This is a genomic window from Chitinophaga sp. CCNWYY40, from assembly GCF_037483205.1.
Taxonomy (GTDB): domain Bacteria; phylum Bacteroidota; class Bacteroidia; order Chitinophagales; family Chitinophagaceae; genus Chitinophaga; species Chitinophaga ginsengisegetis.
Window position 1 is genome coordinate 226,809 of the sequence record NZ_JBBHLF010000009.1, and the last position, 25,999, is coordinate 252,807.

Sequence of the window (25,999 nt, forward strand, 5' to 3'; positions counted from 1 at the left end):
GCCGGAGCTGTTAGTTGTTTCGTTTTCCCTACGCTGGCATTACCCAGATCAGGTGCTTGGGTTTGATCTCAGATCTGTTTTACCAGACCACCCCATTCTGAAACATCTGATAATAAATGTCGAAAAATCGTGCCAGTGAAAAAGGGCGGTTTTCCGGTATTTTACTGGTAAAAATCTCTACAGGATGTAAAAAATGTGCTGCACCACTGTGAAAAAAATCCCTGTTTATATGCACGAGCCTGGCTCAGATCAGCACTTTATTATCTACGGCACATTTTATGAGCATCGCGGTATTCCGTGCGTTAAATTTGCCCAGCAGGTTCCGGCGATGACTATCTACCGTATCTGAACTGATAAACAGCTTTTCTGCAATTTCATGATTGGTATGGCCGTTGGCAATGAGCCATAACACTTCCTTTTCTCTTTTGGTTATATGTAACGGCAGCAGGTCTTTTTTAAGCACCTGTTTTAATTCTGCAGATAGATAGGTGCGCCCGGAATATACATCGTGTATGGCCCTCAGCAGCTCTTCTTTATCGGCATTTTTCATCAGGCAGCCACTTGCACCGCTGTCCAGCATCCCGGCAATACCGCTGTCGTTTTTATGGTAACTTAATCCCAGTACTGCCACATCGGGGTACCGTTTTTTAATGCAGGCACAAAGTTCTGCGCCACTGATATCGGGCAACAGGGTATCCAGTAGTACTACGTCGGCGGTGTGCTGATCGAGGAAATGAAGACAGGATAATCCGTTCCTGGTTTCACCTGCCAATTGAATATCTTTTTCCCTGCTGAGTAAAGATCGCAATCCTTCGAGTATCAATGGATGATCATCAACGAAATATAAACGGATCATGGTTTTTCTGTTTGCTGTAACGTCTGTATGCGATGGCATAAATAATATCGGGCGAACAACTGAAATGCTCATTTACTATGTATGTAATATAGTAAAAAAATCAAGACAAGTTTAATCTATCAGCATACATTCTCCCCATGCAGGTTTGATGGAGGTATCTGCAAAGCTGATCAACGACAGCCCGATGCCCGCAATACCTTCCAATACATTATGACTGTTGATATAATCGGGATGATGATAAAATTTATATCCTGCGGGCCCATCATCCCAGGTATTCATTTGCAGGGTATTTTGCAGCCAGTATCGGGAAGCATTGAGCAGTGCGGCATCACCACCGGCGGCGAGTCCCGCCTGTTGCAGGATATGGGCAATACCTGCGCTGCCATGACATAAACAGCCATCATGCACTGCGCCGTTTTTCACATTCCTGTGCGCGGCAATATGTTTAAAAAGTTGTTGCGCTTCCTCCTGGTAATCTGTTCTGTTTAGCCGTTTGCCGGCGCCCTGCAAGGTGAGGGCAATACCCAGATCACCGTAGCACCAGCCAAGCCTGCTATGCGCGTCGCCCATTACTTTATTGGCAGTATTTACAATAGTAGGATAGCGTGAATGTGTAGCTTCAGCTGCGTTATTTTTTGTACGCAGCAACCATTGAACACTTTGGTCTATTAACCGGCGGGAGCGTTCCTTTGCAATCCCTTTTTCATAACACCGCGCCAGCACCGAAATGATGGCAGGCACGCCATGCGCCAGCCCGAGATTGAAGAGGTCTTCGTCAGGATGCTCCTGGCTTCTGCTGGAGAAATGATCCTTCCAGGCGATGCCGCCCGGTAAAGAGATAGCGCTTTTTTCGAGATGCGCCACCAGGTTTTCCAACTGGGTAACTGCTGTGGCGGCCGGCAATCGTTCCAGGAAATAAAGCGCGGTACCAAGACCATGATGCAGGAAATCATTCCTCCCTTCCGCCAACTCTGAGGCCATAAAATCAGCTACCAGCAGATCGATGTCTGCAAAAGTATCGTCCGTATCATCTGCCTCAATAAACCCCATCGTACCCAGGTGCTGGATACACCAGGATACGCCTGCAATGCCGCTGCAGTGAGAACCGTTCATGGGTTCTTCGGATAGCGCCTGCAAACATTTTTCAATGATGTGATGTACTTTGTCCAGGTGTTCTTCATTGCCGGTGAGCTGGTAGTAGTAGGCATAAAACAAAGCTACGCCGGTATATCCTCCCAGCAGGCTGGTATTGGTATCTTCCAGGATAAATGGGTCCAGCGCTGCGCAGATCCTTTGCAGTGCGGAGGTAGCTTCTTGCTGTTGATCCATAAAATAAATTGCCGTTATAAAATATATAATGGCAAAACACGTATGCATACTGCAATACATGTTTTGCCATACAGTCAGGTTGCTGTGAATATTATCGATCCGTTATTGATCAGTAGCGACAGGAGTCGAGGCTGCAGATAGGTGCGCCCTGGCTGATATTGTCAGTACAAATCCTGAGCGAGCACAGAACGGAACAGGTGCCGACAGTAGCCGCCATCTGTTGTCCTGTTGCATTGGAAAGACTGGCCACTTTTATTTTACCCAGACTGAGTTTTTTGCCTGATGCTTTTTTCATGACACAATTTTTTAAACAGTACAATGATGAAATTAGAAAATGCAGGAATCTTCACTGCAAACGGGTGCACCCTGGCTAAGACAGGTGATCTTAATGCTGGGCACACAAGCCAGTGACTGGATAAACTGAGCAGCTTCCCTGTTTTCAGTATTTACTTTGCTGAGGTCGGCTACTTTGATTTTACCGAGGCTCAGTTTCTTACCGGATTTTTTCATGGTTGTTCAGTTTAATTAGAAGCAAGGATCTTTGGAAATAGGTGGAGTACATTTCATAAACAGGCTGCAGCCGGTATATGTAGGTGCTTTACCATCGGCCTGTTCCTGGCTGCTGATACTGAGTTTAGCCACTTTTAATTTACCGAGGGCCAACTTTTTTACAGGTGTTTTTCTCATTTCGCAAATGTTTATGGTTGAAAAATAAATAGACAATAAGATTTGGCAGGTGTAATATTATAGGGTCATCCGAAATACAGGTTTTTATAAGATTACAGGATTGATGATAAATGTAGGGAGAAAGTAAGAATATCGGGATCACGTAAAAACGTGATTTTTCAGATAACCATGTTTAAACATCTTTTTTACCGGTTTTACGTGATACTTTGCTGTGGCAGAAAAAATTACCTTCATTTTTTTAATGTTGACCTTGCGCCATGATCAGAGCTGAAAACTTCTATGTGGTAAGAACACCGTTATTACCGGTGAATATTGTCACTCAGTTACACCATATCTCTCACGCCTCCCTTGCTCCTGTTATCAAAGCTATTTTCCGGGACGAATTCCTGCAGGAAGCTATCTATATTGCCTCTCCGGAGTTATACCAGGAATTGCAGAAGTGGCTGGCCACCGACAGCGAAAACCAGAAGCTGGCATCCGCACTGTACCGGTATCTGCTGCGGATGAGCAGCCGGTGCACGCCTTACGGCCTCTTTGCAGGCTGCGCCACCGGCGGATTATCTGATTATACAGCTATTCAACTGAACGATAAACAGTTACATAAAAAGCATTGCCGCCTCGACATGAACTACGTGGCAGAGCTGACCGCCGCCATTACCGCCGTACCCGCTATCAGGGAACAACTGTTGTATTATCCCAATAACTCTTTATACGCTGCCGGCACCCAATACCGCTACGCCGCCTACAGCGTTAAAAATAAGATCCGCAATTATTATCTCACGGCCGTAAACTATAGCAGCTACCTGGAAAAAATGCTGGAAACAGCCAGTACCGGCGCTACGCTAACGGATATACGCAATAGCATTGTAAGCGAAGAAGAAGACATCAGCGCTGAAGAAGCCGCGGCCTTTACGGAGGAACTATTACAGAACCAGCTGCTGGTAAGCGAACTGGAACCCACCGTTACCGGGGAAGAGTTTTTTATACACCTGGTAAACCGGTTGAAAAACCTGGAGCATACGGAAGAAACAACGGCCCTGCTGACGGCCATACAAAGTATGCTTAACGGGCAACAAACAGGCACCGCTAAGTATACCACCACGCATGAACTGGTGCAGTCGCTGCTCACGGAAACCAGCAATAAAGACCTGGTACAAACCGACCTGTTTCTTTCCACCACAAAAAACACCCTGAGCCATACTGTGATCAATGAATTGTCGGCCCAGGTGGCGCAGCTGTGGAAGCTGGCCAGCAACGACAACAACAGTGACCTGCGGCAATTTTGCGACGCCTTCCGGCAGCGATATGAAGAACAGGAAATTCCGCTCAGCCTGGCGCTGGACAGTGAAGCCGGTATCGGCTACGGCGCCCACAGCCAAAGCAATACAGATCATACACCGCTGGTAGATCATATACACGTTCCCCCGCGTAATACTGCAGCGACAAGCACCCGCAGTAAACTGCAGGACTTCCAGCTGCAGCAATTGCACCAGTGCCTGAAGGAAAATAAAAAGGTGATCACCCTCACCCGCGACCACCTGGAAAGCTTCCGGGAAAAGGAAACGCCTTCCCTCCCACACAGCATGTACCTGATGGGAAGCATTTTAAGCAACAGCGCCGCCGCTATTGATAACGGCGACTACCTCTTTGATATGAATGGCTGCAGCGGCCCTTCAGCGGCTAACCTGCTGGGTAGGTTTTGTCATGGTGATGAAGAACTCGCCGCCCATGTAAAAGCCTGCTTAAAAGCAGAAGAAGCCAGCGACCCGGAAAAAATCTATGCAGAAATTATTCACCTGCCGGAATCACGGACAGGCAATATCCTGATGCGGCCACGGCTACGGGAGTACGAAATTGTATATCTCGCCAATAGCCTCGCGCCGGAAGAATACCAGCTGCACCTCTCCGACCTGATGGTGAGCGTACAGCGTAATAAAGTAGTACTGCGTTCCCGGCGGCTGAATAAAATCATCGTACCACGGCTCAGTACCGCGCACAACTACCGGCAGGGACTACCGGTATATAAATTCCTTTGCGATCTGCAATTCCAGGACTATCATACCGGCATCGGCTGGCACTGGCAGATCCCCGGTGAGGTTTCCTTTTACCCGCGCGTGCAATACGGCAATATCATCCTCAGCAAAAGCACCTGGATGCTGCACAAAAAAACATACCCGGCGCTGGCTAAAGCAACCCCGGAAAAGTATATGGAAATTTTCCGGGAGATCCACGCCCAGCTGGAACTCCCCCGCTATGTAGTAGTGAAGGAAGGCGACAATGAACTGCCCGCCGACCTGGAAAACGAAGTGGCAGTGCAGCTGCTGGTAACCACCCTGCTTAAAAAAGAACAGGTAACCCTGCAGGAATTTCTTCATACACCTGAAAACTGCTGGATCAACGGGCCCGATGGCGCGCATACGAACGAATTTATTATTCCGCTCAGGAATATATCTTCCGAAAAAGAAAAAAAACAAACAACTGAAATAATTACCGCACATACGGCTACGCCTCAACGAAAATTCAGTACCGGCAGCGAATGGCTGTATGTTAAACTATACGCCGGCACACGGAGCGCAGAAAATATCCTGAAAGAAAAGATCCTGCCGTTAACGCAGGAGCTGATGCAGGAAAACATCATTGACCAATGGTTTTTTATCCGGTACACCGATCCCGAACATCACCTGCGGATCAGGTTTCATCATAGCACTAACCCGCATTTTTGGAGTACGGTGCTGGAAAGATTGCACGCGGTACTGGCCACTGATAGTATATACCGGATTCAAACAGATACTTACGAAAGAGAAATTGAACGCTATGGTTCAGATACCATGCTATTTAGTGAAGCGGTGTTTCACTACGACAGTACCTGCGTAATCGGTATCCTGGATCTTTTGGAAGAAGAAGAAGGCGAAAACTACCGCTGGATGCTGGCGTTAAGAGGTGTGGACATGCTGCTGGATGATTTCGGGTATACGCTCTCCGCCAAATCGGTCCTGTTAAAAATGCTCCAGAAAAGTTTCTTTGAAGAATTTGGTGGTGAAAAGCCCCTGCTGGTACAGCTCAACGACAAATACCGGGAAGAAATGCGGAAAGTGAGCAGTGTGCTTGATCCCCTGCAGGATGGCGAACATGGTATTGAAGCAGCGGTGGCTTGTTTTCAGACCCGCTCAACCCAAATACAGCAACAGCTTGCGGGTGTACAGCTTACCAACCGCGACGACCTCCTTTGCAGCTATATTCATATGTTCCTTAACAGGATCCTGTTATCCAATCAGCGTAAACATGAACTGGTGATTTATCATTTCCTCAGCAGGTATTATGAATCTATGCTGGCCATCTCTAAAAAACAACTCAAAGCAATTACTCACTAAATACATATTCGTATGAAAAAGAAGAATGAGCAAAAAATGAAGCTGGGCGCAATTAAAGTGGCCAGGCTAAATGCTGGTGTTACACCCGTTGATCAACAGCAGAAAAAGGCTACCCATCCTACCACTACGGTAATCAGGACTTTTGACTGCTAACTGTTCCTTACGGGTACCGGGCAGTTTTTATCACCGGTACCCTGTTTAGCACTTTTCCACTTCGCTTAAAGACAACCTGATTTCCCCCACCGGGTTCACCAGCTTCAGCATCAGTTCTCCGTAATGCAGGTAAAGATCGGCCACTATAGCCCCATCTTTTACTTTCCATTTGGTGTTTGTTTGCAGGTAGTGTTTAAGTTTCTCCTGCAACTGCGCGGTACCTTTCCATTTCCGGACTTTCAGCAAAGCCACATACACTTTATATCCTTTGGGTTGCGTGGCGGCAGTCATTAGCTTCTCCATTTCTTCCGGGTTGGCGGTATGATAAATGCCTTTTCTATGATCCGCTGAAATGTGCAGCAAGTGCTCATTGGCCTGCGCGAGAGTTTTATAGGGCGTGATAAGAAAGGTTTCTATGGTGTCCGGATCAAAATGATCTTTCCCGCGCGGATAGCTTTGTCTTATGAAAGCAATGAAGCCATGCTTTGCTAAAGACATCACTAATTCGGGAGAGAGCAGCGCCAGGGGATTATGCATGAACTGAATTTAACGTTCCAGGGAAGATACTAAGATAGTTAGTACCTACATAAAATAAAAAAGCCCTGATGGCCACTACAGCATGGTTCTCAAGGCTTTTTTACATTATTCATTTGCTTTCTGAAACAAAAATACTAATATTTTTAGTAAATCCTAATTTATTTTTCCGCCGGCTTTAACTCAGTCCCACGTAACTATCGTGTTTAGTCCATATAAGCGCACCGGTATCATATCCCAATGCTGCGGCCGTCGCCAGGAAACGGATTTTAATGTCTTCAGGAATCGTTTTGGTGCGTGATAAAATCCAGATATAGTTCAGGTTATTTCCCGCTACCAACGCATACTGATATTTTTCATCGATATCAATTACATTATAGCCTGCGTAAAACGGACCGGAGGAAGATACTTTCAACCGGGCTTCACCGGAACCGTTTACGAACGCGGCTTTCCCTTCGCTTTCCTTCCAGCGGTATTTCTTCGTATCATATCCTTTGTTATCCACCTTTATTTCTCCGTTTTCCTTTAATGAATAGGTAGCTGAAACATTACTGAGATGATATTCAAGCCGGTAATCCAGCCGGGCAATTTCATACCAGGTGCCCAGGTACTTCTCCAGGTCAAAAGGAGAAACGGCTTTGGCCCCTTTGGGGATGGATACTTTAGTATTGTTGTATAGCAAATATGCCGCGGCAGCAGACGCAGCTGCTCCCAGAACCAGCAATTTTTTATTCATAAAGCATGATTTTAAATAATGTGCCTGAATTTGCGGGTGGTACCGCAAAAAGGCTGCCTGACCGGAAGCGCCTGATGGTAGCGGGTTTATGAAATAAAAAGGAGACCGGAAGTGTTGCAAAATTGCTACAAATAGAGGTGGGAAGAAAAAAACCTTTCTCTGAAGATGTAATAACATCATTCCAAACTGTTATGCGTACATTTTGTCGGAATTCATCCCTCAAGTTGTCGTTTTCCCCCCGGGTCAAATCCTGAAGCGGATGCTAGTTTTGTATTGTCAATAAAATTCAAACTATCAATTAAACGACCTTATGAAAAATTTACTCCGCACACCTCATCTTCTTAAATCAATCATACTCATTGCGATTACTATGTTTGCAGCATCTCCCTCAAACGGACAATCCCAATCTTCCGACAGTGGTTACGTGCCTGTTAATGGCATCAAAGTGTATTATGAAGTACATGGCGAAGGCCAGCCTATAGTTTTATTACATGGCGCCTTTATGACCATTGGTACCAACTGGGGCGAATTAATCCCTGAGCTGTCAAAAACCAGGAAAGTAATTGCCATTGAATTGCAGGGCCATGGACGTACACAGTATTCAGATAGAAAATTATCGCGTGCTACTTTAGCCAGTGATGTAGCAGGAGTAATGGATTACCTGAAAATTGACAGCGCTGATGTAGCAGGATATAGTTTTGGCGGCACCGTGGCTTACCAGCTTGCTATACAAAGTCCTAAACGGGTAAGAAAATTAGTAATCATTTCTTCTACCTATAAAAGTGATGGCTGGCTACCCGAAGTAAACAATGCGTTTAAAGCAATGAAGCCTGAACTTTTTGCAAACACGCCTATGAAAGCCGCATACGATGCAGTAGCGCCAGATAAAACAAAATGGACCAAGTTCCTCGAACAGATGATTGCTCTTAGTAATGTACCATTCAACATGGGTGACGCCAATATTGCGAAAATCAGTTCGCCTGTATTACTGATCTCGGGCGACAATGATGGCCTGGATAAAATTGAGTTGATAAAAACATATCAGCTACTGGGAGGCGCCATCTGTGCTGATTTTGGAGTAATGCCTAAATCGCAGCTGGCCGTTGTTCCTTCGCAGAGCCATGTCAGCCTGATGATGCAGACCAAAACAATATTGGGTTACCTGGATATTTTTTTAAAGTAACTATAATAAGAGATGTTGCCAGGCATTTTGAAAGCAAACCTTAAATCATAACAAAACCTTTTTTTAAACAATAAACGATAATTGTATGAGAAGAATAACTGTTTTATCAATGATTACCTTAGATGGTGTAATGCAGGCCCCGGGCGGCCCACAGGAAGACACATCAGGCGGCTTCAAATATGGCGGCTGGACAGTATCTTATGGTGATGAGGTTTTTGGTGAGATCATGAAAGAAGAGATGAAACCCGCAACATATCTTTTAGGTAGAAAAACATTTGATATTTTCGCATCCTACTGGCCTCAACATGCCGACTTCTGGCCAGGCATCAATGATGGCAACAAATACGTACTGTCGGAAACCCTGGAAAAATCAGATTGGGAAAATACCTTTTTCCTCAAAGGCCTCGCAGACATCGAAAAGCTTAAGAATTCGGAGGGTGCTGACATCCAGGTTTGGGGAAGCGGTAAGCTCATTCAGCTGTTACTTAAGCACGACCTGGTGGACGAATTCCGGCTCAAAATTTACCCGGTGATTCTTGGTGAAGGAAAAAAGCTGTTCGAAAACGGCACGATCCCGGCAGCATTTACCTTAACAGAAAGCCATGTGACACCAAAAGGGGTTATTATAGCCAGCTACAAGCGCGCCGGAGAAGTCGTTACAGGCGATGTTGGACCTTGAGCGAAAAGCAGGGGCTTTCTCCAGGCCTGACAAGTGTCTTTATTAAAATCCAATACCCCTGCGTAACTGGCCAGATGCCACTCCCGGGTCCTGTGGATCATTTTCTTTGGCGGCTGTTATGCGGATAAACGCCGTTACGCCGCTAAAGACATCCGTTAAAGCCTGGGGAAGCCGACCCAACCTGATCGCCCTGCTGAAGCTGGCGGAGGCCTGACCACATTTGCCGCTATCTGATATTCTCAAAAACCGATATATGAGCCGGTAAAAATGACCCTAAGTGTATTGGGAGTGTATGGGAAGTGTATGGTGAGTGTATTGTGAGTGTATGGGGAGTGTATGGTAACAGTATAGTGACTGTATAGTGACTGTATGGGGACTGTATAGGGACTGTATAGGAACTGTATAGGGAATACGACGCATAGACGACTCCTAAGTATCCAAGAAGTAACCCAGAAGTATCCGGGAAGTAACCCCGCACTACCGGGAATACATATTAATTTTTAACTACGTGATTTTATTTCAGTATTTACCTGACTCAATCTGATTATGCTACCAAACTATACAATTCCGGCTATGCTCTAAATATTCATTCTTCCATCCTCTGCTGAAAGCCATCCAGGAACTGCGCCACATGAAACCCATCCATCAGCGCATGATGCACATGTACCGACACCGGCATCATTTTCCGCGCTCCCACTTCTTTCACTTTACCGAAAGTAATTTTAGGGCAGCTATCTTTAAACGAAAAACTCCGTGCATGGGATACTGCGGTAAAATTAATCCAGGGCAGGGAGGAATAATGGATCACATTTTCTCCTGACACAGCGGGGATCAGCCCTGTACTTTGACGTACTCTTTCTATTTCCGCTTTGCTGCTGGCTTCGAACGCAGCAGCATCTTCATAAAAATTCATATATGCGAAACCAAAAGTACCGTCGGGCCGGTTAATGGTGGGCGATGCGTGTACCTGGTCGTACACCCATACTTCGTCGCCGGCAATGCGGTAACGGAAAGGGACAACTTCATTGGCGGCTGCCAGTGATTTGTGCAGGTAGCTTAGGAAGAAGGAATCCCCGCTGGCTTTGGCCTTGTTAAAGGCAGTGGTGCAGTCGATATCTGTGGTGACCCCAAAAAAGGGTTCCTCAAACTGGCGAAAGAAATTAAAGTGTTCTTTTCTCGCCCAGGTATCCAGGTTCAATAATTGTTTCATGATATTAAATGCGGCAGGATGTCTGCCATTGTATTAAACTGGTAAAAACGGGGATCTTCAATGGTATGATCAATGTGTTCATGCTGCCAGGTGGTATGATACGGAATATGGATAGCATGACCGCCCAATGCCAGCACCGGCAATACATCCGATTTCAGGGAGTTGCCCATCATCAGGAATTCTTCGGGGCGGCAGTCGAGGTGCTTTATTAATTTGCTGTAGTCGCGCTCCTTTTTGTCGCTCATAATTTCAATATGATGGAAATAATGTTCCAGGCCCGATTTCCTCAGTTTGCGTTCCTGGTCCAGCAGATCGCCTTTTGTGGCCACTACCAGGCGATATTTGCCGGAGAGCGCCTGCAGCACGTCTTCCACCCCATCGAGCAGCACAATGGGTTTATCCAGCATTTCTTTTCCGTACTGGAGCACTTTATGGAATACTTCCGGGCTGGCGGTATTTTCAGATACGCGCAACACGGTTTCTATCATGCAGAGCATAAAAGATTTTATGCCATAGCCATAGAGTTCCAGGTTGGCCATTTCTGTTTTAAACAGTTCCTGCGACACGGTATGATGCGGCAGATAATCTTCCAGCAGGCCGCAAAAAAGGGCTTCTGTTTCCTGGAAGTATGGCTCGTTTACCCAAAGGGTGTCATCGGCATCAAATGCGATCACGCTAATATCAGAGATCATTGTTATTTTTACGTTTTTCCGGGTGCAAAAATAGAAACCGGCGGTTTATAAATCGGGACATTTGTCTCACTCTTAAAAATATGTTACGGACTAATCCTGCTTTTCTTCATTTCATGGAACGGTTCACTGCCAGCGGCGGGGAAAGCGAAGCAGTGGCGATAAAGACCTTCACTGCCGGTACGCGGCTCATCCGCCAGGGCGATACCATCAGCCATGTTTATATTATACGGGAAGGTATTACAAAATGTTATATCGAAGAAGATAACGGGAAAGACTATATTTTCGAATTCCTGGGCAAGGGCGAAATTACGGGTGACCTGGAAGGGATCAGGAAAGAAAAATGTCTTTGTAATATTGAAGCCATTACGCCCGTAACGGTGTATGCCATTCCGCATACCTTGTTTAGCTGGCTGCTGCTCAACAATACAGCGTTCAACGGGTTGATGCTGGAAGAACTGGTTATCCGTATCCGTCAAACCTGTATCCGTGCGTCTTACCAGCAGCTATACCCGGTGGAGTATGCGTTGCTTCGCCTGCTGGCGCTGGAAGCGGAACAGGACATTGTTATTCCAAAAAAGGATATGGCGGCTTACCTGGGTATTACTACCCGGAGTTTTAACAGGACATTGAAAGAACTGAGGGCCAAAAATATCCTGGATCCGCAGGGGATGAATATTGACCTCACCAGGAAGCAACTGGAAGAAATACTGCGCCGGTTTGAGGATATGAAATAACGGTTACCTGCCTACGAAAATAAAGGGCTGTTCCTTTTTACAGCAACAGCCCTCTCCTGTTTATTTAAACAATCTCCATTCGCTTAGCTGAAAATCCACGCTGCCATTGGTGGCGGTTACATACACCGCATAATACTTATACGCCGTGGTATTGGGAATAACAAACTGCCTGGTTTGATTCCTGGCGCTGAATACCTGGTTGGTTTGCGTATCCAGTACAGTCCAGGTAATACCATTATCAGAGCCTTTCAGCTGCCAGTTTTTAGGATCGCGGTCTATGGCGTCGTTACCGGAAGTGAGGGTATATGATTTTACGGTTTGCGCGGTGGCGAACTGCAGCTGCATTTTGAAATCCGTAGGCACGGTGTTTACAAACAACTTGGTGCTGTATACATTATCGGTGAGCTTCAGGGAGCCTTCTGCTGCGGAGGCGCCGCCGGTGTTTTCCTTGCTCACGGTAATAGTGCCCGAACCGGTGATGTCGTCCGACGGATAGGTGATGCCCGGGAAATCTGTTTTTGCCTGCTTTAGTTGTGCGGTCCAGTCGTTGCCCTGTTCGTCTTTATTGCCAAAGGCGGTGAGTGCAAGTTGCTTCAGGTCTTTATTGGCTGCGCCGCTCCAGTAATGTACAAACTCCCCGAAGTTAAGCCCGCGGGTGTATTCGGGGTAAGTGGTGATGCCGTTGTTGAAGGTTTGCCTGGGGAAGTGCTGCGCCAGCAGTGCGAAGAATTTATTCAGTGCAGTTACACCGCCGTAGTTATTATAGATCGGATAAAACCAATCCCTGAACCAGTAGGTGCCTGCGCGGGGGTAAGCATCTGTTTGGGTGATCTTCATGTTGTACCAGCGGGTCACATCAGCGCTGCGGCCCAGGGCCAGGTATACATCATACTGGTAAATCTCCATCCATTTGCTGTCGTGCCAGATGCCAAAGGCCGGGGAGCCGTGTACGCCTTTGGAAGCGCCTTCCACGATATGCCCCACTTCATGGGTGGTGAGGTCGATGTCGTTGCCGGTGCCGGAGATCCAGGCATTGGGATCGGAGGAACCTACATCTATTACGTTGCGGTAATCATGACCGGCATCCATATACGTAGAAGGGTGGCCACCGGAATATTTACCGGAATGCAGGATTACAAAAAGGCGGGAATCATCGCCAAAAGCGCCGTAGGTACTTTTGGTATAGTTCCATACCTGCGCGAGATAGGTATTGGGCCAGGTGATGCTGCTGTTTACGTCGTTATCGAAATACACGGCCACGCTGGTATCATAAAAAACGCGGTTCAGCAATTGCACGTGTTCAAACCAGTGTTCCTGCCAGGTGGCGGGTGGCGTGGCTAATACCTGCAGGTTTGTTTTTCCGGGAACGGGTTGAAGGTCACTGCCGGGAGCGCTTTTCTTTTCGCATCCGTACAGTATGCCCAGCACAATGAATGCTGCAGCAAACAATGAAGTTTTCATACATTTTTTTTTAAGATGAATTAATGAAAGGGGGTTTCGGGTTTTCAATTATAAGCAACTGCCCCTGGTGAGGCAGTTGCTGCTCAATGTAGTTTTGGTTGTTCAGGTAGATAAGTTAATACATCTTTCTACGGTAACCTGTCAACGGATTTTAAACAATTGTAAACGGATGTTAAAATGGCGGTACGTGGCAGGCGGATAAAGACAACAGCCTGGCATTCACAGTGGGCCGGCTCATAGAGTATGCCAAATACAGCACCTGCCGCCTGAGAATTTCCACAGGTGAAGAATAGCTGCTTTTTGGTAGCTTAGCCGCATGAAATTGCATAAAGAATACTAGATAACTTAAAAACCAACTTACTTTATTACCAATACATTAACAGATCGTTTTGGGTTTTTGTGAAAGATAAAATCCTATATTAGGAGCTTGAAAAAAGCAATATGCTGGCTTTTTTTAGTATTAACCCATAACAAACTGATTTGGTAACAAAAAGATTAAACGGGAGCAACTAAATATTACTTATATTAATGTTACGCTACCACATTGGATTAACCCTTACAGGTATGCTGCTACAGGGAACCGGACCAACTAACAATTACCGGCGTGACGTAAATGCTATAAAAAGTACATGAACATATACCAACATTATTCTTTTGATCTATGGTTAACTTTAATAAAATCGAATCCTTTATTTAAACAGGAAAGGACGCGCTTTTTTTACAACCATTTCAATCAACACCAAAAAACGCTGGAAGAGGTAGGCCGTATTTTCCGCAAAACAGATCTGCTGTGCAATGCCATCAATGAAAAAACAGGCGGCAATATTGATGCGGAAGAAATGTATCTCATGGTGATCAGTGAAATAAATGATTACGGTAACGACTTCGGCAACATTGATCTGGCCGGGCTTTACCAGGAGATGGACGCCTTGGTGCTTAAATACCTCCCGGTTATTTATTGCTCGGAAACAGTGAAAACATTGCGCAGGATAAAAGAATCGTCCGATAGTACCATCAGTTTACTCAGTAATACGGCCTTTATAAAAGGCAGCACGTTAAGACGCGTATTACAGGAGCTGGAACTGGATCGCTTTTTCGATTTCCAGTTGTATTCAGATGAAACCGGCATGTCGAAACCCAATGAAAAAATGTTTCGCCTCATGCTGGAAAACGTGGCAACAGTAAGAAATGATACGGCAATCCCGCTAAGTAACATCATACATATTGGCGATAATGTAAAAGCAGATATCAACGGGGCGCAGGTGACAGGCATTCGTACTTTACTGGTCAACTCCAATAATCAATGTATTTCAAGTTTACTTAACTGATGACAACAACCTATTCACTTCATAAGATCACCCATCCTGGCCATTTCGGGTTTTGCCCCGATGACTACAGCCGTTTTAAATTCGGGGACGATGCCGTTGCCGAAAAATTCGGGACCAGCCTGGCGGAAGGGTTTATTGAGCATCACCTGAAAGGACAGGAAGTACCGCAGTTTGTAGTGGTTTCCAGTCCGTATTCCTTCATTCCAACGGCTACCTTTGCCATGAAAAACTATTTCGTTTTTCATCTGAACCGGTGGCTGGCCGCACACGGGCACCCCGTTTTACAGGAAACCAAAGTGCATCGTACCATTACTTACAAGGAGGATTACGGCGAGCTGGATGCGGAGCAACGGCTAAAGCTGATCGGCAACGACAGCTTCCACATCGACCGCCACTTCCTGACCGGGAAAAAGGTGATTTTCCTGGACGACATCAAAATTACGGGCGGCCATGAAAGGATGATCCTGAAAATGGTGGATGCCTACGACCTTTCCAATGATGTGTACCTGCTTTATTATGCGGAACTGCAAAATAAAAGCATTCATCCCAACATTGAAAACCACCTGAACTATCATTTTGTAAAGTCAATATTCCACCTGGAAAAGATTATCCAGGGGGAACATTTTTTCATTAATACACGGATTGTAAAGTATATTTTGAACTACGATTTTGATTCATTTTGTATTTTCCTGCAAAATCAAACAGATAAATTCGTAAATCTTTTGTATAATATGGCCCTGGGAAACGGTTATCATACGATAGAAGTGTACCAGAAAAATCTGAATTTTATTAAAAATTACTTATTTAACAGAAAACATAAAAGCATACAACATGGCAATTAATTTGCAAAAAGGTCAGCGGCAAACAATTAATGCGCCCAAATTCGTAATTGGCCTGGGCTGGGACGCGAATGCTTCATCTACCGGCACCAGCTTCGATCTGGATGCTTCCCTGTTTGTAATGGGAGAGAATAAAAAAATTTTATCTGATCAGCACTTTATTTTTTACAATAACCTCGTAACGCCCGATGGCAGCGTAGAGCATACCGGCGATAACCTCACCGGCGATGGCGGCGGCGATGATGAACAGATCAAGATTGACCTGTCCAAAGCAGATTCAAAAATCACGGAAATATGCGTGGTGGTTACCATCCATGATGCGGAAGCACGCCGGCAGAACTTCGGCCAGGTAAGGAATTCCTTTGTGCGTATATTCGACCCGGTTACCAACGAGGTATTGCTGAAATACGAGCTGGAAGAAGATTTCTCTATTGAAACAGCCGTTGAATTCGGAAGAATTTACAAACGTAACGACGAATGGAAGTTTGAAGCAGTAGGCGTTGGCATGAAAGGCGGCCTGCAGGACTACCTGAATAAATACAACTAATTTATACACCACTATATCTAAAAATATTAGCTCAATATGGCAATCAATCTTCAAAAAGGTCAGCGTATAAATCTTGAAAAAAGCAATGGTGCCAAACTCCAGAATATCTGTGTAGGGATCAACTGGGGGGCCATTGAAAAGAAAGGCCTGTTTGGCCTGTCTAAAACCAAAGAAGCGGTAGACCTGGACGGCAGCTGCGCCATGTTCACAGAACAGAAACAGCTGCAGGAAGTGGTTTACTTCGGTAACCTGAGATCCAAAGACAACGCGGTAAAGCACAGCGGCGATGATCTTACCGGTGACCTGAACGGCAACGACGGCCTGGACAACGAGGTGATCACCCTCGATTTTTCCCGGCTGGATGCCAATACCAACTACGTGGCGTTTGTGCTGAACAGCTTCCGCGGACACGATTTCGGTACCATTCCTTTTGCGTCTATCCGCATCTATGAAGGTACCCCTGCCCGCGTGAATGAAGTATTTGCCACCTATGATATTGCCAGCGGCCCCGGCTTTGCAGGACACGTATCTATGGTGATGGGTGTTTTTTACAAGAAGAACGGCGAATGGAAATTTAATGCGATCGGTGAACCTACAAAAGATAAAAAACTGCAGGAAACCGTGAACACCGTTGCGCAGAACTACCTGTAGGATTTACTTTTGATAAGATAATATCAATTTATAATCAGATACCTTATGGAAGCAAACCCAAATACCACCGACCAAACCCTTCCCGCGGTGAGGCTCGACAAAGAAGGAAATGTGGATCTGGCGGTTATTACGCCGGACGACGCCAAGAAATACGGGGAAATAAGTAAAACACTGGTGATCACCGATGTAAATTCCATCCTGAATTACGGTACAGAAGTACAGAATTCAATGGAAAAATACAGTAATGAGTTCCTGACTTCTGTACGTACCTATAACTCCGGCGAAGTAGGCGGATTGATCAACGATCTGCTGACCGAACTGAATTATATCGACGTAGATGAGCTGAACCAGGGTGCTTTGCAGAGTTTTATCTCCAAAATACCTTTTCTGAAAAAGCTGGTATTTGATGCCAAAAAGCTTTTCCAGAAATACGATACCGTTATCAGCAACATCGATAAGATCACCAACAAGATCAAAGCGGGGCGTATCAATTCACTGAAAGACAACAGTTCTTTGCAAACCATGTTTGATAGTAACGTATCTTACATCAAGCAAATGGAAGATCTCATTATTTCAGGTCAGCTGAAATACAATGAGCTTAGCCAGAAACTGGCTGAAATGGAAGTGAATGCCGCCAATTACAACGATTATGAGATCGCTGATTTGAGGGATTTCGTTACCCGCCTGGATAAAAGACTGGCTGATATGAAGATTGTACGCTTTATTATGCTGCAGTCTTTAGCCCAGATCAGGCTGGTACAAAATAACAATACTTCTATTGCGGAAAAGGCGCAATCAATCATTTCCACCACGATCCCTGTCTGGAAAAACCAGCTCACCATTGCGGTGGCGTTGCAAAGACAGAAAGCCAACGTGGAAATGCAGAAGAAAATTTCCGATACCACCAATACCATTCTCCAGAAGAATGCCGACCTGCTGAAACAAAACAGTATTGAGGTAGCGAAAGAGAACGAGAAAACGGTAGTATCCATTGAAACATTGAAAAGAACTACCCAGTCGCTGATTGAAACTTTACATGAAGTGAAGAAGATCCACGAACAGGGCACCGAAAGCCGGAAAGTGCTGAATGGTGAATTGCAGACGCTGGAAACAGAGCTGAAGAAAAATGTAACAAACGTTAGCTAACGGAGGATAAGTAATGGAGGATAACCTGGCAATCATATTAAATGACTCAAATAAAACTATCAGCAAATTACAATTGCTGTCCACTTTTTTTGAAGAAGAGATAATATACAAGATCTATCTCCGAAGCCAGGTTGTCCATAAATTATTTGAAACCAATCCGGAACTCGATATCAATAAGCTAGAACTCTTTCACCTGCAATACACCACCACAGTGATCGAGCTCCTGCGGAAAATAAAAGCCAGCAACGAAAGGAACGTGAGTATTTTGTATGATGAAATCCAGATCAACAAAGACCTGATCGAAAATATAAACGACTCCGTTTTTTCAGAGAAAAATTACCAGCTGGATAAACAGAAGCAATCCCTGAAGATCAATTTATCTTTGCGGAAGCTGTACCAGGTGCTGTCTGACAACTCTGAAGACTACCCCTTTTCCAAAAATATCAATGCTTTCAGCGCCCGCTTCTCCCAGGATTTTTATTTTGATATTTCTACCGAAGCGCTCAACGAGCTGATTAAATTCAACCCGGCAGACGTGTACCGGAACAACTCCGCCATCATACAACGCAAGCTGATGGGATTGTTGTGCAAAATGGATTTTAAAACCGAGTTCTTTTGCGGGCTCAGTGCCGGTAACCTCATCCTGGAAGTGTACCGCTTCCTTAATATGGACCGCTACTTTCTCTTCTTCCCCGCAAAAAATTTATTCCTGTTCTGCGATCTTTCAAAAATTACGGATGTCGACTGGTCCAATACCCTCTCTAAAAAAACAAGGATCGTACAGGAACTAACGGATAAGAATGATAACCTGATGAGCCGCGCCAATGTACTGAAAACGGTGATCCCGGACAATGTACAGGCGTTGCTGAAGGAATATTATGAGAAGATTTCCGATGTTGATTTCCTCCAGCATATTGGTCGCTTTGACGTACAGACCAACATCCTCAAAACGATGCTGAATACCAATGTCATTTAAATAAAAAGGCACCAGTCCGGAGACTGGCGCCATAGAAACCTTTATTAAGTTGATCCGGTTTGTGACCGGCATCATTTTTTCTCCAACTCTGCAGCAGGGGTCTTTTTAGGGAAGTTTAACAGCGCCGAAGTAATGATCGGAACAATAAACACGCCTACGGTGATGATCGACGTAATGATATCTGCCTGTGAACTTTCCAGGAAATGCGTGATAGGCGATTCCGGGAAGAAGTGTTCGTAGATAGATAAGGTCAGTTTAATACCGAGAATAGCAATAACGATATACGCTGCTGATTCCAGGAAGGTAAACTTCGTCATCAGTTTCACGAAAGCCTGCGCCACAAAACGCATGGCAAGGATACCGATAAACACGCCCAAACACACCAGTAATATATTATCGGTAAAAGCTACCGCAGCAAAAATATTATCTATAGAGAAGGCCATATCCATCAGCTCCACCAGTGCCACTGTAGCCCAGAAAGGCCCGATAGCCCCCACGGTGGCCTTGTATAGCCAGTTCTGGCCTTTATCGATGCTCTCTTCTTCTTTCTCTCCTTCTGTTTTCTTATTTTTCCACCAGCTGAATACCAGGTACAGGAGATATAAACCGCCCAATGGTTTCAGCCACCAGATCTTGATCAGGAAAGACGCAAACAGCATAGCCAGACCACGGAACAGGTAAGCGCCGAAGATCCCGTATTTAAGGGCGCGGTCGCGTTGTTTTTCGGGCAGGTCCATTACCATTGTAGCCAGTACGGCGGCGTTATCTACCGACAGTAAGCTTTCAATGATAACCAGGTTCCCGACAATGATCGCCGAAGGTATTGGGTTGTCAATAATTTGTTGGATTAATTCATTCATTTCAGTTTATTTTTTTATATAGGTTTCTACTTGTTGGCAATTGTTATTATTACTACTCTTCCACCCTCTTCCCTCGACAGCAGCAGTCTTTTTCCATCCGTTAATTCCACCATGGCGCCGATGGGAATTTCTTTGTCTTCTGTAAGATCCTTTAAAGAAGTGAGCTGCTGGTTTACCAGCACCCATTTTCCCTGGTGAAATACAAAATACCCGACCGGCACTTTTTGCGCGGGGGTGATCCTTTCATTGCGGATGGTATTCCTGTTTACGTGCCACTGGAACAGGTATTGATTATTATACACCATCAGCCGGTGGTTTTCCGGTTTCCATACCGTTGGCTTAAACTCGTAATAGAGGTCCAGCACGGGCAGGGTACCTTTATGCGGCGTGCCGCAGAAGGGGCATTTGGGAGAATGGGTGTTATCAAAAACGTACCATTTCTGTTCGCAGGCGGCATTGCTGCAGGGCTGCATGAGGTCTGTTGTTTTTAATAACGCCTGTTCCCACATTTCCGCCGGCGGACGTTCGGTTGGCTGGTGCAAACCGGTTACAAACGCCTGGTAGAACAGCTCCTTCAGGTAAGGCCCTGTAATGGTGTATGGCAGCTTATTTACATCTGCCCAGGGCAATTCCTTCGGATTAACGTGATTCAGTTTCGGCCGGTTGGAAGTATCCTGCGGATGTTCAATAAACAGCGCCTTCTCTCCCATTGCCAGCAGGTCGTCTTTTTCTGCGTCGAGATCGTGGATCTTCCCTCCTTTCAAGGGATGACGGTATAAAAGATACATGTAGATCATTACCGCCAGTGCGTGCAGGTCGGTAAGGCGATTAGGCAGTTTCCTGCCGGGATCTTTCAGGTCCAGGTGTTTGGTGGCCAATACTTCCGGTGCGATGAAATCGGCGGTGCCAATTACATCGGGTGGAAACAGGCCCGGTACCACGAGGCCATCAATATCAATGATGGTAGCCGATTTACTTACCGGGTCTACCAGCACATTTTTATACGACAGGTCGGAATGTGCGAGTCCGGCGGCGTGGAGGCGTTTCACGCCTCTTGAAATATTTACACCAATCTGGAAATAGCTTAACCAGTTGCCCAGTTCTGCTTCATCCAGGCGCAGGGTAAACTGTTTATTCCTGAATTTGGGTGAAGCAAACCATTTCCCTTCTTTTTCCTTTCCTTTAATCAGGTCGTTTGAGGCGTATCCCTTCTTGAAAAAAAAGTTAGCATGATAACACGGTACTACGAGGCCCACCTTTTTATCCGCTTCCACCATATCTGTGGGCCAGCAATAAAGAGCCCGGTAGTAGTCGCCGCCTTCGCGGTTAAAGAAGCTGTTATAGTAATCCGTTACAATTTTCCGTAACCGTTCTCTCGAGGCGTAGTCCTGCGCATCACGATAAAATGCCACCACGTATGATTTATCCGGGCTGAAGTAAACGTCCTTCATACCGCCCCGCATAGGTTCTCCATTATCAACGTACTGATAACTTTTTCCTGCATTGATGACGGAATTCACCGTTTTTGTACTCATATAGTCCGCATACTTAACTGATGATCATTAAAGTTCTGTCGTCATGATTCCCGGGGCTCCAGAAGTCCATCCAGGCAGATAGCTGGTTGGCGGTTTCCGTTGTATGGCTGGCCAGGTCTACTTTTACGTTGTCATCGTTCTTTCCGCTGAGGTCTTCCAGCAGTGCTTTCCACGCTGTCAGCTTCTCCAGGTTGGCTTCTACTTCAAACTTGGGGTCATAAATACCGTCTGTCATCAGCATGAGGTACGAAAAATCCGGCACCAGCCTGAACCCGAAGCGGGTTGCAAATGTATCACTTTTAAAGATTTCCTGCATGGTAATAAACCGGGTTCCCCCGCTAAACTCCCCTACATCCAGGCGGTTCAGCAATGCAATATCTGAAAAGTCCTTATTTATCAAAGCAATGGGGCAGTCGCCTACGCCAAAGCTCATGATCACATAGCCTGATTCGTACTTTTTTAAAAGTACAAATATAAGTGTGGAATGAAGATCTTTCACCGGTGCGGCGGCGGTGGCGGCAAATTCTTCCAGCTTTTTATGTATGGTGAACGCTGCTTTGCCGAGGTTATCGTATACAAAGCGGGTGAGTTCTTTTTGTGTTTTATCGCCTGGGGTGGCGGTGTGTGCGGCGATCAGCGTATCAAATGTGCTTATTAGTTCAGGCGTAAAGTGCTGTTCAAAGTACTCCACGATGCCGTTGCAGGCGATCCTGGACCCTGCGCGCGACAGCCGCGCGCTGCCGGCGCCGTCTGAAACGGCCAATACACTCCAGCCGGTGTCGGCGAAGTGTTTAAAGGCAAAATCATCTTCCCGGAAACCGCCGGTATTAGCGTGTGAGCGGCCTCTTTTGGAAGCTGCCAGCAGGTGCCGGTCGCCCAGCGGGGCATATATGGCTACATTGTCTTCTTTCCAGTAAGGATCGTTTTTATCGCTCTCCATATTTTTCCAGAGCGACTTTGGATTGGGGTTGATCACCAGCGGCACCTTTTTTTCGTTTGGTGCGGAGGCTTCGTCTTCCCCGTTGATGCGGTATTTCAGCGTGAGTTTAAAGTCGCCGCTTTTAACGGGCGTGCCGTGAATCACCTTTGTTTCCGGGTCATATTGCAGACCGGATTCCTCGAGCCCGTCGATATGGAAATAAGAAAAGTCGTTCCAGTTCAGCTGCGCGAAGTCCAGTTTTACCTCGTAAGGCTTTCCGGCAGTGGCATTCGGGATGCTGACGGGTTGTTGCTGAATGTCTGCTAACCGGTTTTTAAACTGCCAGGTATCCATTAGTAGCTTTTTATTTTCCATGATCAGCTTCACTGCCAGCCTGTTTTTCTCATCGTTTACAAATGTGTCGAACAGGTGCTGCCGGTTAGTGCCAACCGTAATATTATTTGCTTTAAATAATTCCTGGATAAAGGATTTGTCCATGTTGATCTTTTGTCGGTTAGCCTTGTGCCCGGTTTACATCGAAACCGCCTTCGCTGGCGCCGTAGGCCGCGGTGTTGCCGCAGGTGGGGCAGGTACTGAGCTTTTCTTCGCCGATGCAATGGATCTGGCCACAGGAGCAAAGTGCAAATCCCCACTGGTTGCCGCAGCAGGGGCAGGTGGGATTGCCGATCAGTTCTTCACTGTTGATGCTGGCTGGTTTGGCGTTGCTGTCGGACAGTTCGTGATAGGTTTTATCTACCTGGAACGCCCCTACCAGCCGGTAATACAGCCGGTTCAGGTTCAAACCGTATATTTCTGCGTCCTGTTCTGCGCGGCGGTATTTCATGAGATAGTCGCGTTGCATGTGCTGGCACTTCCCTACCATTACCACGAAGTTGCTGTCGGTATAACTGGCGGGAGGCAATGGTTTGGAGAGATCTATCTTCGACAATGTATCCGTGTCATGTATTTTCGACAGTTCAAATCCGGAAGCGTTTTTCTCTACGCTTTCGCTGCTGGTTTTGATAGAGTCCGTGATCCACTTGAAGAACTGTTTGTACGCTGCGGGAGAGCTGTTTTTAAAATGCACCACGTTTTCTGTCAGTTCTTTCAGCACGTTGGTATCCGCTTCGTTGCCAAAGGAAACGGCCACCATATTGGCGGTGCGTTGCCAGTTCTGTTTCCATTCCGTGATCGCTGCAGCGGTATCGTCGGTAGGTACGCCATCTGTGAAAAGAAAGATGATGGGTTTCCAGTCGCCTTTCATATCATAGGTGGTTTTCACCTGGTTTTTTCTCAGTTCATACATGAGGTGTCCCAGTCCCCTGCTTAAAGAGGTACCGCCACCGATGGGGAAACGTGGCGGATAAAAGTTGATGATTTCCTGCAGGGGTACCAGTGTTTTTGCCTGGCCTGCGAAAACAATAATAGAGATCCACGCTGTTTCTATGGCGTAGGGATCTGTTTTCAGCGCCTGGATGATTTGTCCCAGGCCTTCTTCCACCTGTTGAATGGGTTCTCCTACCATTGATTCGGAGACGTCTATGAGGAAATAAACAGGAAGTCTTCTCATTATCCAAAATTTACGGAAGTGATATATACTGTACCCGGACCGGTAATTTTCAACATACTTAATCCTTCTCCTCCCAGGAGATTATTTCCTGAGAAATGTGACGACATCCGGCTTACCATATCTGCATTCATGCAGATGAAACTCTTTTCATCCACAAAAACGGTTTGCCCGGGTGCGAGGTCCAGCGTAATGGGTGTGCCAATCACATCTAAAAAAACAGTACAAAATCCTGTTATTTTCTGCATGATCAGGCCCGTGCCGCCGATGAGGGAGGTGAGGTTCATTTTTACATCAATATCAATTTTGTCGGAGGAGGCTACATACGCGCCTGCTTTACAAACAATGCCGGTGGTGAGTTGCTTGAGGTTAATGGGCAGCAGCCCTACTTTACCGGCTACCACCAGTTTGCGCGGATTGAGATTGGTATTGCACAGTTCTACCTGGAAAATACTTTCGCCGGTGAGTTTTCTTTTTATCAGTCCGGCTACGCCTTTATCGAATACGTTGACCTTTGAAGTAATTCCTTCTTCATGATAGATCAGTGCGCCTTTCTCACAGAAGAATTTCTCCTGTTGGGATAATTCTACTTCCAGACATTTAAAATCATGTCCGATCAATTTTACGTTCATTCTTTTTATTATCAGATGACTAAATTCACTTCATTGGGGGGCGGCGGCAATGTTACCTGCTCGGTGGTGCCCATGCTTTTGTTTCCCTGTTCTATGGTGTCGGATACCCACTTAAAAAATTGTTTAAGTGTGGCGCTGTCGGCGGTATCGAGATGCACCACGGTATCTGTCAGTTCTTTCAGCATGCCGTTGTCTGCTGCTTTGCCTGCCGCGCAACCTACAATGGTGGCGAAGTTCAATTCCTTTATCAGCGGGATCATTTTACGGTACAGCTGCAGATCCGAGGGTTTACCATCGGTGAAGAGGAATAACAACGGGCGCCAGTCGCCTTTTTGTGTGGGGGTACCTTTGCGTACTTCGCTATTCACTTTTGCGTGGAGGAATTCCAGTGCATAGCCGGTGTGCGTGGGGCCGCTCTGGGGGCAGGTAATTTCCGGCAGCTGGAAGTTGGCCAGTTCCACCAGTGGTGTCAGTTCTTTTACTTCCCGGTCGAAAGTGATGATGCTGAGCCATAGGGAATCCATTGCCTGGGGGTCCATCCGCAAAGTGTTTACCATGCCGCTCAGGGCGTTGTTGAGCGCCTGTATGGGTTCACCGTACATAGATCCGGAGGTATCCAATAAGAAAAAAACCGGTAATCGTCGCATATCAGTATTTTAATTTCTTACACCACGATATTCAGCTCTGCCGGTGGTGGCGGCAGTTCGTTTAAGCCTATTAATTCTTTGCCGGCATCTTCCACTTTTGTGGAGGTGACGCCGATAGAAGCGGTTACCCATGCAAAGAAGCGGGCGATGCTCTGACTGTCGGCAGTATCCAGGCTGAGTACATTATCCGTTATTTGTTTCAGGATAGCGGTATCAGCACCGGAGCCGGCGGCACAAGCGATTGTATAAGCTACTTTGCGTTGTTTAAATGCGGCCAGTCCGCTTTGCCAGCTATCGGTAGGAATGCCGTCCGTCATGATGAACACGAGTGGTTTCCAGTCGCCTTTCTTTTCCGTAGTGGTTTTGGCCACTTCATGATCGATGCAGTTGCTTACCAGCTGCAGGGCTTCTCCCAGTGCGGTAGTACCGGTGGCTTTTATATCCACCATCTGGAAAGACGCAAGATCGGTAAGGGGTACTACCTGTCTTGCAGAGCTATCGAAAGTGATGATGCTGATAAAGGCGGTTTCAATGGCCTGTGGGTTTTGGCGTAATGAGTTAATCATTATCTGTACACCATTTTTTACTGCCTCAATAGGTTCTCCATTCATAGAACCGGAAGTATCTAACAAAAGATACACGGGTAATCTTCTCATACTGCATTAATTTAATACCAGTGTTGGCATGTTGAAAATGGGTAACATTTCATCCTGCGTTTTCCGCAGGA

At 46.1% G+C, this 25,999-nt stretch carries 29 protein-coding genes and 1 riboswitch; of the genes, 11 read left to right on the forward strand and 18 right to left on the reverse strand.

What is annotated here, in order from left to right; genetic code table 11:
* Positions 1-8 precede the first annotated feature (8 nt).
* A riboswitch (TPP riboswitch) is annotated at positions 9-105 on the reverse strand.
* A 139-nt stretch (positions 106-244) separates the two neighbouring features.
* The 5 genes from V7S65_RS30415 to V7S65_RS30435 all read right to left on the reverse strand — a co-directional run bounded on the left by V7S65_RS30415 (position 245) and on the right by V7S65_RS30435 (position 2,872).
* Positions 245-856 carry a response regulator gene (locus V7S65_RS30415; RefSeq protein WP_079472971.1) on the reverse strand — a complete coding sequence of 204 codons (612 nt, stop codon included), beginning with the start codon at positions 854-856 and terminating at the stop codon, positions 245-247.
* 111 nt (positions 857-967) lie between these two features.
* On the reverse strand, positions 968-2,185 hold the full coding sequence (locus V7S65_RS30420) for a lanthionine synthetase C family protein (RefSeq protein ID WP_336389276.1): 1,218 nt from the start codon (positions 2,183-2,185) through the stop codon (positions 968-970).
* A 109-nt stretch (positions 2,186-2,294) separates the two neighbouring features.
* Positions 2,295-2,480, reverse strand: coding sequence for a hypothetical protein (locus V7S65_RS30425; RefSeq protein ID WP_111579775.1), 186 nt, complete (start codon positions 2,478-2,480; stop codon positions 2,295-2,297).
* A gap of 32 nt (positions 2,481-2,512) precedes the next feature.
* Positions 2,513-2,695: a hypothetical protein gene (locus tag V7S65_RS30430; RefSeq protein WP_079472968.1), complete on the reverse strand. Its 183-nt coding sequence runs from the start codon at positions 2,693-2,695 to the stop codon at positions 2,513-2,515.
* Between the two features lie 15 nt (positions 2,696-2,710).
* Complete coding sequence (locus V7S65_RS30435) at positions 2,711-2,872, reverse strand: hypothetical protein (protein WP_159454461.1); 162 nt, start codon at positions 2,870-2,872, stop codon at positions 2,711-2,713.
* A 257-nt stretch (positions 2,873-3,129) separates the two neighbouring features.
* Between V7S65_RS30435 and V7S65_RS30440 the strand changes: the two genes are divergently transcribed.
* Positions 3,130-6,243 (forward strand): lantibiotic dehydratase, encoded by a 3,114-nt coding sequence (locus tag V7S65_RS30440; RefSeq protein ID WP_336389275.1) that lies wholly within the window; start codon positions 3,130-3,132, stop codon positions 6,241-6,243.
* A 12-nt stretch (positions 6,244-6,255) separates the two neighbouring features.
* Entirely contained in the window at positions 6,256-6,396 is a 141-nt protein-coding gene (locus tag V7S65_RS30445; protein ID WP_159454460.1) for a hypothetical protein, read from the forward strand.
* Between the two features lie 45 nt (positions 6,397-6,441).
* Here V7S65_RS30445 and V7S65_RS30450 read toward each other — a convergent pair whose 3' ends face one another.
* On the reverse strand, positions 6,442-6,933 hold the full coding sequence (locus V7S65_RS30450) for a hypothetical protein (protein ID WP_111579773.1): 492 nt from the start codon (positions 6,931-6,933) through the stop codon (positions 6,442-6,444).
* Between the two features lie 175 nt (positions 6,934-7,108).
* Positions 7,109-7,666, reverse strand: a complete 558-nt coding sequence (locus V7S65_RS30455; RefSeq protein ID WP_336389274.1) for a lipocalin family protein — start codon at positions 7,664-7,666, stop codon at positions 7,109-7,111.
* Between the two features lie 310 nt (positions 7,667-7,976).
* On the opposite strand from V7S65_RS30455, the gene V7S65_RS30460 reads away from it, so the two are divergent.
* Together V7S65_RS30460 and V7S65_RS30465 are read left to right on the forward strand one after the other, a co-directional pair.
* The gene (locus V7S65_RS30460) at positions 7,977-8,849 is read left to right on the forward strand and encodes an alpha/beta fold hydrolase (RefSeq protein ID WP_336389273.1); all 873 of its coding nucleotides are present in this window, start codon (positions 7,977-7,979) and stop codon (positions 8,847-8,849) included.
* Between the two features lie 85 nt (positions 8,850-8,934).
* Positions 8,935-9,528 (forward strand): dihydrofolate reductase family protein, encoded by a 594-nt coding sequence (locus V7S65_RS30465; RefSeq protein ID WP_336389272.1) that lies wholly within the window; start codon positions 8,935-8,937, stop codon positions 9,526-9,528.
* A gap of 42 nt (positions 9,529-9,570) precedes the next feature.
* Here V7S65_RS30465 and V7S65_RS30470 read toward each other — a convergent pair whose 3' ends face one another.
* The 3 genes from V7S65_RS30470 to V7S65_RS30480 form a co-directional block, all read right to left on the reverse strand.
* Positions 9,571-9,771 carry a hypothetical protein gene (locus tag V7S65_RS30470; RefSeq protein WP_133256256.1) on the reverse strand — a complete coding sequence of 67 codons (201 nt, stop codon included), beginning with the start codon at positions 9,769-9,771 and terminating at the stop codon, positions 9,571-9,573.
* Positions 9,772-10,114: 343 nt separating this feature from the next.
* Positions 10,115-10,738, reverse strand: a complete 624-nt coding sequence (locus V7S65_RS30475) for a chloramphenicol acetyltransferase (RefSeq protein ID WP_336389271.1) — start codon at positions 10,736-10,738, stop codon at positions 10,115-10,117.
* Positions 10,735-11,430: an HAD family hydrolase gene (locus V7S65_RS30480; RefSeq protein ID WP_079472961.1), complete on the reverse strand. Its 696-nt coding sequence runs from the start codon at positions 11,428-11,430 to the stop codon at positions 10,735-10,737. The genes V7S65_RS30475 and V7S65_RS30480 overlap by 4 nt, the downstream gene beginning before the upstream one ends.
* 80 nt (positions 11,431-11,510) lie before the next feature.
* Between V7S65_RS30480 and V7S65_RS30485 the strand changes: the two genes are divergently transcribed.
* Entirely contained in the window at positions 11,511-12,164 is a 654-nt protein-coding gene (locus tag V7S65_RS30485) for a Crp/Fnr family transcriptional regulator (protein ID WP_111579768.1), read from the forward strand.
* 60 nt (positions 12,165-12,224) lie between these two features.
* Here the strand turns inward: V7S65_RS30485 and V7S65_RS30490 are convergent, their stop codons facing one another.
* On the reverse strand, positions 12,225-13,625 hold the full coding sequence (locus tag V7S65_RS30490) for a hypothetical protein (protein ID WP_336389270.1): 1,401 nt from the start codon (positions 13,623-13,625) through the stop codon (positions 12,225-12,227).
* 629 nt (positions 13,626-14,254) lie between these two features.
* Between V7S65_RS30490 and V7S65_RS30495 the strand changes: the two genes are divergently transcribed.
* The 6 genes from V7S65_RS30495 to V7S65_RS30520 are packed head-to-tail and all read left to right on the forward strand — an operon-like array spanning position 14,255 to position 19,112.
* Positions 14,255-14,953, forward strand: coding sequence for an HAD family hydrolase (locus V7S65_RS30495; RefSeq protein ID WP_336389269.1), 699 nt, complete (start codon positions 14,255-14,257; stop codon positions 14,951-14,953).
* Positions 14,953-15,795 carry a phosphoribosyltransferase family protein gene (locus V7S65_RS30500; RefSeq protein ID WP_336389268.1) on the forward strand — a complete coding sequence of 281 codons (843 nt, stop codon included), beginning with the start codon at positions 14,953-14,955 and terminating at the stop codon, positions 15,793-15,795. Before V7S65_RS30495 ends, V7S65_RS30500 begins: the two co-directional genes overlap by 1 nt.
* On the forward strand, positions 15,785-16,339 hold the full coding sequence (locus V7S65_RS30505) for a TerD family protein (protein WP_336389267.1): 555 nt from the start codon (positions 15,785-15,787) through the stop codon (positions 16,337-16,339). Before V7S65_RS30500 ends, V7S65_RS30505 begins: the two co-directional genes overlap by 11 nt.
* Before the next feature lie 36 nt (positions 16,340-16,375).
* The gene (locus V7S65_RS30510) at positions 16,376-16,990 is read left to right on the forward strand and encodes a TerD family protein (RefSeq protein WP_079472956.1); all 615 of its coding nucleotides are present in this window, start codon (positions 16,376-16,378) and stop codon (positions 16,988-16,990) included.
* A 45-nt stretch (positions 16,991-17,035) separates the two neighbouring features.
* On the forward strand, positions 17,036-18,136 hold the full coding sequence (locus V7S65_RS30515; RefSeq protein ID WP_336389266.1) for a toxic anion resistance protein: 1,101 nt from the start codon (positions 17,036-17,038) through the stop codon (positions 18,134-18,136).
* A 13-nt stretch (positions 18,137-18,149) separates the two neighbouring features.
* Positions 18,150-19,112 carry a hypothetical protein gene (locus tag V7S65_RS30520; RefSeq protein ID WP_079472954.1) on the forward strand — a complete coding sequence of 321 codons (963 nt, stop codon included), beginning with the start codon at positions 18,150-18,152 and terminating at the stop codon, positions 19,110-19,112.
* A gap of 71 nt (positions 19,113-19,183) precedes the next feature.
* Here V7S65_RS30520 and V7S65_RS30525 read toward each other — a convergent pair whose 3' ends face one another.
* Genes V7S65_RS30525 through V7S65_RS30555 form a run of 7 tightly spaced genes read right to left on the reverse strand, consistent with a single transcriptional unit; the run spans position 19,184 to position 25,928 of the window.
* Positions 19,184-19,972, reverse strand: coding sequence for a TerC family protein (locus V7S65_RS30525; RefSeq protein WP_111579764.1), 789 nt, complete (start codon positions 19,970-19,972; stop codon positions 19,184-19,186).
* A 26-nt stretch (positions 19,973-19,998) separates the two neighbouring features.
* Positions 19,999-21,507, reverse strand: coding sequence for a helix-hairpin-helix domain-containing protein (locus V7S65_RS30530; protein ID WP_336389265.1), 1,509 nt, complete (start codon positions 21,505-21,507; stop codon positions 19,999-20,001).
* A gap of 13 nt (positions 21,508-21,520) precedes the next feature.
* A complete protein-coding gene (locus V7S65_RS30535) occupies positions 21,521-22,924 on the reverse strand; it encodes a PP2C family serine/threonine-protein phosphatase (RefSeq protein WP_336389264.1) in 1,404 nt (467 codons plus the stop codon).
* 16 nt (positions 22,925-22,940) lie between these two features.
* Positions 22,941-23,996 (reverse strand): TerY-C metal binding domain-containing protein, encoded by a 1,056-nt coding sequence (locus V7S65_RS30540; protein WP_336389263.1) that lies wholly within the window; start codon positions 23,994-23,996, stop codon positions 22,941-22,943.
* A complete protein-coding gene (locus tag V7S65_RS30545) occupies positions 23,996-24,625 on the reverse strand; it encodes an AIM24 family protein (protein WP_336389262.1) in 630 nt (209 codons plus the stop codon). The genes V7S65_RS30540 and V7S65_RS30545 overlap by 1 nt, the downstream gene beginning before the upstream one ends.
* Before the next feature lie 11 nt (positions 24,626-24,636).
* The gene (locus tag V7S65_RS30550) at positions 24,637-25,272 is read right to left on the reverse strand and encodes a vWA domain-containing protein (RefSeq protein WP_079472948.1); all 636 of its coding nucleotides are present in this window, start codon (positions 25,270-25,272) and stop codon (positions 24,637-24,639) included.
* A 17-nt stretch (positions 25,273-25,289) separates the two neighbouring features.
* Positions 25,290-25,928 carry a vWA domain-containing protein gene (locus V7S65_RS30555; protein ID WP_079472947.1) on the reverse strand — a complete coding sequence of 213 codons (639 nt, stop codon included), beginning with the start codon at positions 25,926-25,928 and terminating at the stop codon, positions 25,290-25,292.
* Positions 25,929-25,999: the final 71 nt, after the last annotated feature.